13 protein-coding genes are annotated in these 12,608 nt (G+C 70.8%); 5 read left to right on the top strand and 8 right to left on the bottom strand.

From position 1 onward, the window contains the following. Positions 1 to 7: 7 nt before the first annotated feature. Both ACI2LP_RS24690 and ACI2LP_RS24685 read right to left on the bottom strand, forming a co-directional pair. Positions 8 to 268 (bottom strand): hypothetical protein, encoded by a 261-nt coding sequence (locus ACI2LP_RS24690; protein ID WP_360876199.1) that lies wholly within the window; start codon positions 266 to 268, stop codon positions 8 to 10. Between the two features lie 184 nt (positions 269 to 452). Then, a complete protein-coding gene (locus tag ACI2LP_RS24685) occupies positions 453 to 1,313 on the bottom strand; it encodes a 3-hydroxybutyryl-CoA dehydrogenase (RefSeq protein WP_355836131.1) in 861 nt (286 codons plus the stop codon). Positions 1,314 to 1,484: 171 nt separating this feature from the next. On the opposite strand from ACI2LP_RS24685, the gene ACI2LP_RS24680 reads away from it, so the two are divergent. After that, positions 1,485 to 2,735 (top strand): glycoside hydrolase family 10 protein, encoded by a 1,251-nt coding sequence (locus ACI2LP_RS24680; RefSeq protein ID WP_404726677.1) that lies wholly within the window; start codon positions 1,485 to 1,487, stop codon positions 2,733 to 2,735. A gap of 107 nt (positions 2,736 to 2,842) precedes the next feature. Here the strand turns inward: ACI2LP_RS24680 and ACI2LP_RS24675 are convergent, their stop codons facing one another. Both ACI2LP_RS24675 and ACI2LP_RS24670 read right to left on the bottom strand, forming a co-directional pair. Then, positions 2,843 to 3,043: a DUF1918 domain-containing protein gene (locus tag ACI2LP_RS24675; protein WP_404726676.1), complete on the bottom strand. Its 201-nt coding sequence runs from the start codon at positions 3,041 to 3,043 to the stop codon at positions 2,843 to 2,845. Between the two features lie 68 nt (positions 3,044 to 3,111). Continuing rightward, positions 3,112 to 4,008 (bottom strand): DMT family transporter, encoded by an 897-nt coding sequence (locus tag ACI2LP_RS24670; protein WP_404726675.1) that lies wholly within the window; start codon positions 4,006 to 4,008, stop codon positions 3,112 to 3,114. On the opposite strand from ACI2LP_RS24670, the gene ACI2LP_RS24665 reads away from it, so the two are divergent. Continuing rightward, positions 4,007 to 5,446, top strand: a complete 1,440-nt coding sequence (locus ACI2LP_RS24665; RefSeq protein WP_404726674.1) for a PLP-dependent aminotransferase family protein — start codon at positions 4,007 to 4,009, stop codon at positions 5,444 to 5,446. The genes ACI2LP_RS24670 and ACI2LP_RS24665 overlap by 2 nt on opposite strands. An 87-nt stretch (positions 5,447 to 5,533) precedes the next feature. On the opposite strand, the gene ACI2LP_RS24660 is transcribed toward ACI2LP_RS24665, so the two are convergent. Beyond that, a complete protein-coding gene (locus ACI2LP_RS24660; protein WP_404726673.1) occupies positions 5,534 to 5,776 on the bottom strand; it encodes a DUF6461 domain-containing protein in 243 nt (80 codons plus the stop codon). A 113-nt stretch (positions 5,777 to 5,889) separates the two neighbouring features. On the opposite strand from ACI2LP_RS24660, the gene ACI2LP_RS24655 reads away from it, so the two are divergent. Beyond that, positions 5,890 to 6,465 carry a histidine phosphatase family protein gene (locus ACI2LP_RS24655; protein ID WP_404726672.1) on the top strand — a complete coding sequence of 192 codons (576 nt, stop codon included), beginning with the start codon at positions 5,890 to 5,892 and terminating at the stop codon, positions 6,463 to 6,465. A 63-nt stretch (positions 6,466 to 6,528) separates the two neighbouring features. Here the strand turns inward: ACI2LP_RS24655 and ACI2LP_RS24650 are convergent, their stop codons facing one another. Both ACI2LP_RS24650 and ACI2LP_RS24645 read right to left on the bottom strand, forming a co-directional pair. Further along, positions 6,529 to 7,752 (bottom strand): RNA polymerase sigma factor, encoded by a 1,224-nt coding sequence (locus ACI2LP_RS24650; RefSeq protein ID WP_404726671.1) that lies wholly within the window; start codon positions 7,750 to 7,752, stop codon positions 6,529 to 6,531. 8 nt (positions 7,753 to 7,760) lie between these two features. Next, positions 7,761 to 8,114: a YciI family protein gene (locus ACI2LP_RS24645; RefSeq protein ID WP_404726670.1), complete on the bottom strand. Its 354-nt coding sequence runs from the start codon at positions 8,112 to 8,114 to the stop codon at positions 7,761 to 7,763. A gap of 276 nt (positions 8,115 to 8,390) precedes the next feature. Between ACI2LP_RS24645 and ACI2LP_RS24640 the strand changes: the two genes are divergently transcribed. Further along, positions 8,391 to 10,610 carry an NADP-dependent isocitrate dehydrogenase gene (locus ACI2LP_RS24640; RefSeq protein ID WP_404726669.1) on the top strand — a complete coding sequence of 740 codons (2,220 nt, stop codon included), beginning with the start codon at positions 8,391 to 8,393 and terminating at the stop codon, positions 10,608 to 10,610. 131 nt (positions 10,611 to 10,741) lie between these two features. On the opposite strand, the gene ACI2LP_RS24635 is transcribed toward ACI2LP_RS24640, so the two are convergent. After that, positions 10,742 to 11,686, bottom strand: a complete 945-nt coding sequence (locus ACI2LP_RS24635) for a GlxA family transcriptional regulator (protein WP_404726668.1) — start codon at positions 11,684 to 11,686, stop codon at positions 10,742 to 10,744. A gap of 203 nt (positions 11,687 to 11,889) precedes the next feature. On the opposite strand from ACI2LP_RS24635, the gene ACI2LP_RS24630 reads away from it, so the two are divergent. Beyond that, positions 11,890 to 12,558 (top strand): DJ-1/PfpI family protein, encoded by a 669-nt coding sequence (locus ACI2LP_RS24630; RefSeq protein ID WP_404726667.1) that lies wholly within the window; start codon positions 11,890 to 11,892, stop codon positions 12,556 to 12,558. Positions 12,559 to 12,608 lie beyond the last annotated feature (50 nt).

The raw sequence follows: 12,608 nt of genomic DNA, 5'->3' as shown, positions 1-12,608 counted from the left end.
CAGGCCCTCAGTGGCCGAGCGTCTGCCAGACCGCGATCGCCAGCGCTCCGAGAGCGGTCAGCGCGGCCACGGCGGGCAGCGGCCACCTGGTGTGCTCGAGCGCCCCGACGCGCGCAGCCAGATCGGTGAGATCCCGGTCGATCTGGTCATTGCGCTGTGCGAGCAGTGCCAGGTGCCCGTCGATGCGGGCGAGGCCGACGTCGAGGCTGCGGCGCAACTCGGCGAACTCTTCGACGACCACTAAATGATCAGGGTCGGTGGTGGTCACTGATTGGCTCCTCTTCGGGAAAGTTGGGCAACAGGCCCTTGACTGAAGCGGAACCGAGTCAACTCTCCCTGGTCGGAGGGCGGGAGCGTGTGCGCACGGCATATGCGGGCACGCCCCGCACACTCCGTGTGAATCAGGAGTACGAAGCCGTCACGTGCCCGGCCGGAACATGAGTACGGCCGGATCAGGAGTACGGGTAGAAGCCGGAGCCCGACTTCCGGCCCAGGCGGCCCGCGTCCACCATCCGCTGCAGCAGCGGGGGAGCGGCGTACAGCGGCTCCTTGAACTCCGCGTACATCGAGTCCGCGACCGAGGCGACGGTGTCCAGGCCGATCAGGTCGGAGAGCTTGAGCGGACCCATCGGGTGGGCGCAGCCGAGCTCCATGCCGTTGTCGATGTCCTCACGACTGGCGATGCCCGACTCGAACATCCGGATCGCGGAGAGCAGATACGGAATGAGCAGGGCGTTCACCACAAAGCCCGAGCGGTCCTGGGCGCGGATCGGATGCTTGTCCAGCACCTGCTGCACCACGGCCTCGGAGCGCTTGATCGTCTCCTCGGAGGTGGTGAGCGCCGGGATCAGCTCGACGAGCTTCTGGACCGGGGCCGGATTGAAGAAGTGGATGCCGATGACCTGGTCCGGACGGGAGGTCGCGACGGCCAGCTTCACCAGCGGGATGGAGGAGGTGTTGGAGGCGAGGATCGCGTCCTGGCGGGTCACCACCTGATCGAGCACCTGGAAGATCTCGGTCTTCACCTGCTCGTTCTCCACGACGGCCTCGATGACGAGATCGCGGTCGGCGAACTCCCCGAGGTCGGTGGTGAAACTGAGGCGCTCCAGCGTCGCGTCGCGCTCCTCCTCGGTGATCTTGCCGCGTTCGGCGGCCTTCGAGAGGGAGTTGTAGAGCCGGGTGCGGCCGATCTCCAGGGCCTCGCCCGTGGTCTCGGCGACCTTCACCTCGAGGCCGCTGCGGGCGCACACCTCCGCGATGCCTGCGCCCATCTGGCCACAGCCCACCACTCCGACGCGTGCAATGTCGGCCATTGAGTCCGTCACCTCGTGCCTTTCGCTGATCCACTGCGGCAGGCCCCCGTATGGTTCCGGTGCCCGCCTCGACCCCCCGACGTTACTCCGGAGGTGCGTGTGCACGACGGCCAGGGGGCGGGCATGCTGTGCCGAAACGGCCGCCGGCACCGGGAACCCAGGGGGCAGGACATGGCGCGGATCGGCAGAAGACGCTTCGTGATGACGGCGGCCGGAGCGCTGGCCGCGCTCGCGACGGCCGGGGACGCGGCCGCCGCGCCCGCCGCCTCGTCCGCGCACCGGGGGCACGGGCCCGAGCGGGAGTTCCGCGGGATGTGGCTCGCGACCGTCGCCAACCGCGACTGGCCGTCCAGGCCCGGCCTCACCGCCGCGGAGCAGCGCGCCGAGCTCCTGGCCCACCTCGATACCGCCGTCGCCCGGAAGCTGAACGTCGTCGTCCTCCAGGTCAGGCCGACCGCGGACGCCCTGTGGCCGTCGCCGTACGAGCCCTGGGCCCAGTACCTCACCGGCTTACAGGGGAAGGACCCCGGCTGGGACCCGCTGGGCACCGCCGTGCGCGAGGCCCATCGGCGGGGTCTTGAGCTGCATGCCTGGTTCAATCCGTACCGCGTCGCCAATCACACGGACCTGTCCAGGCTGGTCGAGACCCATCCCGCGCGGGTGCACCCGGAGTGGGTCCTTCCGTACGGCGGGAAGCTGTACTACAACCCCGGCATTCCGGAGGTCCGCCGCTTCGTCCAGAAAGCGATGATGGACGCCGTGCGCCACTACGACATCGACGGCGTGCACTTCGACGACTACTTCTATCCGTATCCGGTCGCAGGACAGGTCTTCGCCGACGACGACACCTACGCGCGCTACGGCGCGGGCTTCCCGGACAAAGCCGCATGGCGGCGGGACAACACGGACCGGCTGGTCCGGGAAATGGCCGAGCGGATCAAGAAGGCCAAAGCGGACCTTCCCTTCGGGATCAGCCCGTTCGGCGTCTGGCGCAACGCCGCGACCGACCCGCTCGGCTCGGACACCAGGGCCGGCGTGCAGACGTACGACGATCTGCACGCCGATACCCGCAAGTGGGTCAGGAAGGGCTGGATCGACTACGTCGTCCCGCAGATCTACTGGCACATCGGCTTCGCCCCGGCCGACTACGCCAAGCTGCTGCCCTGGTGGAACGACGTGGTGCGGGGCACCGGCGTCGACCTCTATGCGGGTGAGGCCCTTTACAAGGCGGGCGATCCGGCCCAGCCCGCGCCCTGGCAGGATCCCGCCGAACTGTCCCGCCATCTCACGCTGGCGCGCTCCTGCTCCGGTGTGCGCGGGCACTGCTTCTTCGCCGCCAAGGAGGTCAGGACCGACCGGATCGGGGCGATGGCCAAGGTGGTGGCCGACCACTATCCGACCAGGGTGCTGCCGCCGGAGTGACGACGAGCGCGTCAGGGCATGCGTGCCCGGCCGCACAGGTCACCCTGTGCCGGCCGGGTCAGGAAAGGTCTGCTCGGCCGAGCCGGGGCAAGGCCGCCCCGGGCCGGTCAGGCGCCGCTGGTGCCGCGGTGTACTACGACCGTGTCGGGGCCCGGCGACATCAGCGCCTCGTGCCCGTCGTCCTCGAAGCGGACGCGGTACGGGGGAGTGCCGTTCTGTCCGAGCACTTCGACGACTTCGGCGAAGCGGTCGTGCTGGCCTACGGTCCTGCCATGCATCAGCAGCTTGTCGCCTGTGTTCGCATGCATCGGGAGTGTCCTCCTCGAAGGCGGTGGTCCGTGTTTCGAGTCTACGGCCGGGGTCGCGAGTTGCACCCTCAGATTCGGGCTCGCTGAGTGACCGCGATGCAGACCAGAACGGCGACGGCCGCAACCGGAGCGGCGGGGGACAACCGCTCGCCCAGCAGGGACACGGACCAGACGAGGGTGAGGAGCGGCTGGGCCAGCTGGAGTTGGCTGGCCCTGGCGATGCCGATCGAGGCCATGCCCCGGTACCAGACGTACAGGCCGCAGAAGGTCGAACCGGCCGCGACCCAGAGCAGCCCGATCACGCCGTGCGCCGTCAGCCGGACCGGCTCGGTGGACAGGGCGAGAACCGATCCTGCGAGGCTGAGCGGCAGGCAGAGCGTCAGGGCCCAGCCGATCACCTGCCATCCCGGCATCAGCCGGGCCAGCCTGCCGCCCTCGGTGTAGCCGGCCGCGCAGACCAGCAGCGCGCCGAAGAGATACAGGTCGCCGGTCTGGAGCGCGCCGCCGCTCTGCTGGACGGTGAAGACGATCACCACGGCGGCGCCGGCGAGCGCCGCCAGCCAGAAGGTGCGCGAGGGACGGCGGCCCGTGCGCACGGCGGCGAATACGGCGGTGGTCAGCGGCAGCAGCCCGACCACCACGGCCGCGTGCGAGGTGGTGGAGGTCTTCAGCGCCAGGGTCGTCAGCAGCGGAAAGCCCACCACCACGCCCCCGGCCACCACGACGAGCCCGGCCCAGTGGCGGCGCTCGGGCAGCGGCACGCGCAGCGCGAGCAGAAAGCCGCCCGCGATCAGCGCGGCGAGGACGCTCCGTACGGCGACGAGCGACCAGGGGCCGAAGCTCTCGAGGCCCCAGACGGTGGACGGGAAGGTGAGCGAGAAGGCGACGACGCCCAGCGCGGCGAGAAGGGTGCCACTGCTGACTGCTATCGAGGTGCTGGGAGTAGCGCTATCCTGTGCTGTCATGCAAGAGCGTAGCAGTGTGGCGGATTTGGCGAATGCGCTGAAGCAGGAGCTCAACCGCTACTCACCGGGTGGGAAGCTGCCATCGAGTCGGGCGCTGGTCGAGAAGTACCGTGTCTCTCCGGTGACCGTGTCCCGCGCGCTGGCGCAGCTCGCCGCCGAGGGCCTGGTCGTCACGCGCCCCGGCGCGGGTGCCTTCCGGGCGCAGCCCCGTACCGACACCGCCCGGGCACCGGGGGACACCTCCTGGCAGGAGGTCACTCTCAGCGCCGACGCCGCGACCGAGCTGGTGCCGCGCGCCGTCGACGCCTCCGGGGTGCTGGCCACGCTCGCCGCACCGCCGCCCGGAGTCGTGGAGTTCAACGGCGGCTATCTGCATCCCTCCCTCCAGCCGGAGCGGGCGATGGCCGCCGCGCTGGCCCGGGCCGGACGACGGCCCGGCGCCTGGGGCAGGCCACCCACCGACGGACTGCCCGAGCTGCGCGAGTGGTTCGCGCGCGGTCTCGGCGACACCATCGGCGCGGCGGACGTACTGATCACGGCGGGCGGTCAGTCCGCGCTGACCACCGCTTTGCGCGCGCTCGCCCCGCCCGGCGCCCCCGTACTCGTGGAGTCCCCCACCTACCCGGGCATGCTGGCGATCGCCCGGGCCGCCGGGCTGCGACCGGTGCCGGTCCCGGTGGACGCCCAGGGAGTGCGTACGGAACTGCTGGCCGCCGCCTTCAGGGCGACCGGCGCCCGGGTCTTCGTCTGCCAGCCGCTCTTTCAGAACCCGACCGGTGCGGTGCTCTCGGCCGAGCGTCGCCCGGACATGCTGCGTATCGCCCGCGAGGCCGGCGCCTTTGTCGTCGAGGACGACTTCGCCCGCAGGCTGGTCCACGAGGACGCGGGTCCCCTGCCGCGCCCGCTCGCCGCGGACGACCACGAGGGAGTCGTCGTCCATGTCAGCTCGCTGACCAAAGTGACCTCGGCCAGCCTGCGCGTGGGCATGCTCGCGGCTCGCGGCCCGGTGCTGGAGCGGCTGCGCGCCATCCATGTCGTCGACAATTTCTTTGTGCCCCGCCCTCTTCAGGAAGCCGCCCTGGAACTGGTCGGCTCACCCGCCTGGAACCGTCATCTGCGCGCCGTATCAGGGGAGTTGAAGGCACGCCGCGACACGCTGACCGCCGCCCTCCGCCTCGGCCTGCCCGAACTCGCCCTCCCGCACATCCCGTCCGGCGGCTACCACCTCTGGCTGCGCCTCCCCGACGGCGCGGACGAGGCCGCCCTGCTCTCCGCGGCCCTGCGCGCGGGTGTGGCACTCGCCCCGGGACGCCCCTACTTCTGCGCCGAACCCCCGGCCGGACATGTGCGGTTGAGCTTTGCCGGAGTCGCGGGAACGGCCGAGATCGCCGAGGGCGTCCGACGGCTGCGAAGCGCCTGCAACGAGGTGCTGGGCTGACCCGCCCGACACAGGCGAGCCTGGCTGATCAACCGTCACTAGCGGTTGGAATGGCCGGGCGTCACGAGATGCGGGGCTGACCTGCCGTCACGAGCGGCTGGGCAGCAGTGCTATGCCGCCTGGGAACTCGGCGGTCTCCGGGAGCTCGCGCGTCAGCCGCACGCCGGTTGTCCGCCGTGACCCTGTCTGCTGCGTGGCTCTGGGGCGCGACAGCAGGGCCTCGGGTGCCATGCCGCGCACCAGCGTGATGCAGTACGCCTCACAAAGATCGTCGAAATCCTCGCCGAACCACAGATGGTCCGTCGCGGTCGCCCCGCTCGTCTCCGTCATGATCCGAGCATGTCAGCCGCCACTGACAGTGCCCGGCCATGGCCGCCGACCGGCGGCCACTCCGCCCTAAGTCACCTCTTGACCTGCGAGGGTTTCGCAACCACGATCGCGCCATGACTGTCCGGATGACGCTCGTCGCGGCCGCCCGCAGCTCCGCCCTGCTCGCGGAGCGCTTCGACGACGACCGGCCGCTCGACCAGGCGGGCTGGTACGAGGTCCAGCTCGCCGCGCACGCCCTGGTGCCGCTCAGCGCGGCAGAGTTGCGGTACTGCGCGCCTACCGCCCGCAGCCGCGCGACCGGCGATGCACTCGGCTATGCGCCGCTCGTCCAGCTCGCTCTTCGCGACTGCGACATGGGCCGCTGGCGCGGCCTCACCCTCGCGGAGGTGACCGCCCGCGAACCGGCCGCCGTCGACGCCTGGCTCGCCGACCCGCGCTCGGCCCCGCACGGTGGCGAGCCGCTGCTCGCGTTCATAGCGCGCATAGGGGGCTGGCTGGACACCCGCCCCGCCGAGGACTGCCGCTCCATCGTGGCCGTCGCCGAGCCCGCAGTCGTACGAGCGGCCCTGGTGTACGCACTCAAAGCGCCGCCCTCGTCGTACTGGAACGTGGACGTCCGGCCGCTGTCGACCGTCACGCTGACCGGTCAGGCGGGGCGCTGGAGCCTGTGCGTGGAGACGGCCGCGTGAGGCACGTCGCGGCGCCGAGGCCGCCCGCCCGGCCCGGCGAGGACCGCACGGCGGGCTAGTGCGTCAGTCTTTGCCGAGCGACTCGCGTTTGCGTTGCAGAAAGGCTCGCTCGGCCGCGTTCTCGGTGCGCTCGATCGCCGCCTCGTACGCCCCTGCCGCCTCCTCGTCGCGTCCCAGCCGCCGGAGCATGTCGGCGCGGATGGCATGGAAGAGGTGATGGCGGTCGAGAGCGAGCCCGTCGACCAGGGTGAGTGCCACGGCCGGGCCTTCCACCTCGGCCACCGCGACCGCGCGATTGAGAGCCACGACCGGGTTCGGGCCAAGGGCGAGCAGCTGGTCGTAAAGCCGCACAATCTGCGACCAGTCCGTCGCGGCGGCGACCGGGGCATCGCTGTGGACCGCGTTGATCGCCGCCTGGATCTGGTACGGACCGGGCGAGTCGCGCCGCAGACACTGCCGGACCAGCTCCTGGCCCTCGGCGATGAGGGCCCGGTCCCAGCGGCCGCGGTCCTGGTCGGCCAGCAGGACGAGGCCGGCGTCGGGCGCGGTGCGGGTGGCCCGGCGCGACTCGGTGAGCAGCATCAGCGCCAGCAGCCCCTTGACCTCCGGCTCGTCGGGCATCAGCTCGGTCAGCAGCCGGCCGAGGCGGACCGCCTCCGCGCAGAGGTCCTCGCGCACCAGACGCTCGCCCGAACTGGCCGTGTAGCCCTCGTTGAAGATGAGGTAGACGACGGCGAGCACATCCCGCAGGCGGTCCGGGAGGTCGGCGTCGCGCGGGACCCGGTAGGGGATGCCTGCGTCGCGGATCTTGCCCTTCGCGCGGACCAGGCGCTGCGCCATGGCCGGTTCTGCGACCAGGAACGCGCTCGCGATCTCCGCGGTGGTGAGCCCGCCGAGGAGCCTGAGGGTCAGGGCGACGCGGGAGGCGGGGGCGAGTGCAGGGTGGCAGCAGGTGAAGATCAGGCGGAGCCGGTCGTCGCGCACAGGTCCCTCCTCGGCTCCTTCGTCGCGGGCGTGCAGCAGGGCGGCCTGGGCGTGCCGGTCCGCGCGGGACGCTTCCCGGCGCAGGCGGTCGATCGCCCGGTTGCGGGCGGTGGTGATGATCCAGCCGGCCGGGCTCGGGGGTACTCCGGTGGACGGCCACCGCTGCACCGCTGTCGTGAACGCGTCCTGGACCGCTTCCTCGGCGACATCCATGTCACCGAAGACGCGGACCAGGACGGCGACCGCGCGGCCGTACTCCTCGCGGAACACGCGCTCCATCACCGATGCGGGCAGCTCCGGCATGCCGGACGTCACCCGGTGGAAAGGTGCTGGAACGGCCTCACCTCGATCGGGAGGGTGATCGCCCGGGCCAGCTTGCGGCCCCATTCGAGCGCGGCGTCCAGATCGGCCGCCTGGATCACCGTGAACCCGCCGATGTGCTCCTTGCCCTCGATGTACGGGCCGTCGGTCGTGAGCACCTCGTGGTCCTTCAGCCGCACCACGGTGGCCGTGCTCGGCGGGTGCAGACCCCCGGCGAACACCCAGGCGCCGGCCGCCTTGAGCTCGGCATTGACGGCCTCGAGGTCCCGCATGATCGGATCCAGGACCTCGGGGGGCGGCGGCGGTCCGTCGGGCTGGTAGATGCTGAGCAGGTAGTGCTTCATGGTCTGACTCCTCGGTACGGCGGCGGCCTCTTGCCTGCCGCTCACCCTCTATACGAATGGCCTTCCGCCGGATCGACATCCGACGCGGCCGTGGCCGGCGGATTTTTCTCGGGGCGCCCGGGCGGCCATGCGTTCACGCGTCGCGCACCGCCGTGAGCGGTGAGTCAGCCGGCGACAGGTCTGCCGTCGACAAGGAGCCAGGGCCCTGCCAAGAGGGGGTCGGACACGAGATATCTTGATGTCGAGCAATGTTGCAGACGTGGAGCGGAGCACCCGGTGACTGACTCGACCATCATCTATACGCACACTGACGAGGCCCCGGCCCTGGCAACCCATTCGTTCTTGCCTGTCGTCCAGGCGTACGCCTCGACGGCCGGGGTCACTGTGGAGACGCGTGACATCTCGCTCGCGGGGCGGATCATCGCCAGCTTCCCCGAGCGCCTGGAAGAGGGCCAGCGGATCGACGACGCCCTCGCCGAGCTCGGCGAGCTGGCCAAGACGCCCGGCGCGAACATCATCAAGCTGCCGAACATCTCGGCTTCGATCCCGCAGCTGAAGGCGGCGATCGCCGAGCTTCAGGAGCAGGGCTATGCGCTGCCGGACTACCCGGACGACCCGAAGTCCGACGAGGACCGGGACGTCCGCGCGCGTTACGACAAGGTCAAGGGCAGTGCCGTCAACCCGGTGCTGCGTGAGGGCAACTCGGACCGCCGGGCCCCGGCGTCGGTGAAGAACTACGCCAAGGCGCACCCGCACAGGATGGGCGCGTGGGTGTCCGACTCGAAGACGAACGTCGCGCACATGGTCGCCGACGACTTCCGCTCCACCGAGAAGTCCGCGGTCATCGCCGAGGCCGGCTCGCTGCGCATCGAGCTGGCGGGGGACGACGGCAGCACCACCGTCCTGCGCGACTCGGTTCCCGTACTCGCGGGCGAGGTCGTCGACGCCTCCGTGATGCGGGTCGCGGCGCTGCGGGAGTTCCTCACGGCGCAGGTCGCGCGGGCCAAGGCCGAGGGCGTGCTGTTCTCGGTGCACCTGAAGGCCACGATGATGAAGGTCTCCGACCCGATCATCTTCGGTCACGTCGTACGTACCTTCTTCCCGAAGACGTTCGCCGAGCACGGCGCGGCGCTCGCCGCGGCCGGACTGAGCCCGAACGACGGACTCGGCGGCATCCTCAAGGGCCTTGAGTCGCTGCCCGCGGGCGCGGCGATCAAGGCATCCTTCGAGGCCGAGATCGCCGAGGGCCCGGCCCTGGCGATGGTCGACTCCGACCGGGGCATCACCAACCTGCACGTACCGAGCGATGTCATCGTCGACGCCTCCATGCCGGCCATGATCCGCACCTCCGGCCACATGTGGGGCCCGGACGGCCAGGAGGCCGACACCCTCGCGGTCCTCCCCGACAGCAGCTACGCCGGCATCTACCAGGTCGTCATCGACGACTGCCGCGCGAACGGCGCCTTCGACCCCTCGACGATGGGTTCGGTGCCCAACGTCGGCCTCATGGCCCAGAAGGCCGAGGAGTACGGCAGCCACGACAAGACCTTCGAGATCCCCACCACGGGCACCGTGCGGGTCGTCGACGGCGGTGGCAACGTCGTGCTCGAGCAGACCGTGGGCGCCGGCGACATCTTCCGCATGTGCCAGACCAAGGACCTGCCGATCCAGGACTGGGTCAAGCTCGCCGTCACCCGCGCCCGCGCGACCGGTGACCCGGCGGTGTTCTGGCTCGACGAGGGCCGCGCACACGACGCGACCCTCATCGAGAAGGTCAAGACCTACCTCGCCGAGCACGACACCGAGGGTCTGCAGATCGAGATCATGTCCCCGGTGGAGGCGACCGCGTTCTCCCTGGAGCGCATCCGCCGCGGCGAGGACACGATCTCGGTGACCGGCAACGTGCTGCGCGACTACCTGACCGACCTGTTCCCGATCCTGGAGCTCGGCACGAGCGCCAAGATGCTCTCCGTCGTCCCGCTCATGAACGGTGGCGGACTGTTCGAGACCGGTGCCGGCGGCTCCGCGCCCAAGCACGTCCAGCAGCTCGTCAAGGAGAACTACCTGCGCTGGGACAGCCTGGGCGAGTTCCTCGCGCTCGCGGTCAGCTTCGAGCACCTCGCGCAGACGACGGGCAATGCGCGCGCCCAGGTGCTCGCCGACACGCTGGACCGGGCGACCGGCACCTTCCTCAACGAGAACAAGTCGCCCAGCCGCCGGCTGGGTGGCATCGACAACCGTGGCAGCCACTTCTTCCTGGCGCTCTACTGGGCGCAGGAGCTGGCGAAGCAGACCGACGACGCGGAGCTCGCCAAGGCGTTCGCCGCGCTCGCCCAGACGCTGTCCGAGCAGGAGCAGACCATCGTCGACGAGCTGATCGCGGTGCAGGGCTCGCCGGCCGACATCGGCGGCTACTACCAGCCGGACGCGTCGAAGGCCTCGGCCGTGATGCGTCCGTCGACGAGCTTCAACCAGGCTCTCGCGACCCTCGGCTGACGCGACCCTCGGCCGACGCGAGGGCCACCGCCCTCCGTTCGCACCTGTTCCGCCCCGGCTGGGATCCCAGCCGGGGCGGTTCCGTCTTTGTTCCCCCGCGGGTTTCCGGCGTATCCGTGTCACGCACGTCGTCACGCACCCTGGAAGGCGCGTCGATAGGCGTGGGGACTGGTGCCGACCAGGCGCTTGAAACGGTCCCGGAAGGCGGTGGGCGACCCGAAGCCGACTTGCGTGGCGATCCGGTCGACAGGGTGGCCCGTGGTTTCCAGCAGGTACTGGGCCTGGCGGATCCGCGCCCGTTGCAGCCATTGGAGCGGGGAGGTGCCGGTCTGTTCCCGGAACCGCCGGTTCAGGGTGCGAACACTCATGCCGGCCTGCGAGGCGAGGTCGTCGAGGGTGAGGTCCCGGCGGGCGTTGTCCTCCATCCACCGCAACAGGGGCTCGATCACCGAGCCGCGTGGGGCCGGCGGTTGCTCGTGGACGATGAACTGGGCCTGGCCGCCCTCACGTTCGAGCGGCATGACGGACAGGCGGGCCGCGTCGGCGGCCACGGCAGAGCCCAGGTCGCATCGGATCATGTGCAGGCACAGGTCCAACCCGGCGGCGGCTCCGGCCGAGGTGAGCAGTTGGCCGTTGTCCACGTAGAGCACGTCGGGGTCGACGTCGATCGCCGGGTGGCGGGCGGCGAGCTGCGCGGCCGCGGCCCAGTGGGTGGTGGCCCGGTGGCCGTCCAGGAGTCCGGTGGCAGCCAGGACGAAGGCGCCCGAGCAGATCGAGGCGAGTCTGGTGCCCCGGGCGGCGGCTCCTCGCAGAGCGTCGAGGACCTCGTCCGGCACGGGAGCGGAGGGGTCGCTGATGCCGGCGACGACGATCGTGTCCGCCTCGGCCAGCGTGTCCAGCGGCCAGGGCGCGCGCAGGGTGAACGCGCCGGCCTCCACCTCCTCGGTGGGCGCGCACACACGGACGCGGTAGGCGGGGCGCCCGTCGGGGAGCCGGGTTCGTCCGAACACCTCGATGGGGGTGGACAGGTCGAAGGGGATGACTCCGTCCAAGGCGAGGACAGCCACGGTATGCATGGCTCAACCATAGAAGTACACCGATTCCTGGCCAACCGATTCCACCCGCCCTCTGCCTCTTCTGCACTGGTGAGAGGCACTTCGGCCGCTTGGCCAGAATCCGTTGGGATCTGGCACTTCAGCCACTACTGAGCCGTCCGGACCGTGACTAGCGTCGGTGTCTGCGCCCCACCGGGGGCACTGCTCCAAACAGAACACTCCCGATGCTGTGTCAGATCGTGCTGTTCGACGGATTCGACCCGCTGGACGTCATCGCCCCCTACGAGGTGCTGTTCGCCGGCGGGATGGCCGCACCGGGCGCACTGCAGGTCGAGCTGGTCTCGGCCGAGGGTCCGCGCGACGTGCCCAGCGGCTCGGGACTGCTCTCGCTGCGAGCCACCGCCGCACTCGACCCGCAACGCGCGGACCTGGTCCTCGTGCCGGGAGCGGTGGGCCCCGTCGGAGACCTCTCCGACCCTGACGCCCCCGGGAACGAGGACTCCATCCCCGCCCTGCTCGGCCGTTCGCTGCAGACCCGACTGCCGGCCCTGCTCAAGGAGGCCCTCGACCGTCCGGGCCTGACCATGACCACCGTCTGTGGCGGCTCCATGATCCTCGCCATGGCCGGGCTGATCGAGGGCCGGCACGCCACCACCAACCACCTGGGCCTGGACCTGCTGGACGCCACCGGCGTGGTCGCGATCGACGCCCGCGTCGTCGACGACGGCGACCTGGTGACCGGCGCGGGCGTCACCTCCGGCCTCGACCTCGGCCTGTATCTGCTGGAGCGCGAACTCGGCCCCCGCATCGCGCAAGCCGTCGAGCAGCTCTTCGCGCACGAGCGCCGCGGCACCGTCTGGCGCGCCACCGGCCTCGTCCCGGCCGGCTTCTGACGTCCACCCCCCTGAACGCCCGGCTCCCGAGCACTCGAGAAAGCGCACCC

It is taken from the genome of Streptomyces sp. NPDC019890 (assembly GCF_044903445.1).
Lineage (GTDB): Bacteria > Actinomycetota > Actinomycetes > Streptomycetales > Streptomycetaceae > Streptomyces.
Note: the sequence above shows the minus strand (reverse complement) of the source record. Positions and strands in the feature narration are given on the sequence as shown.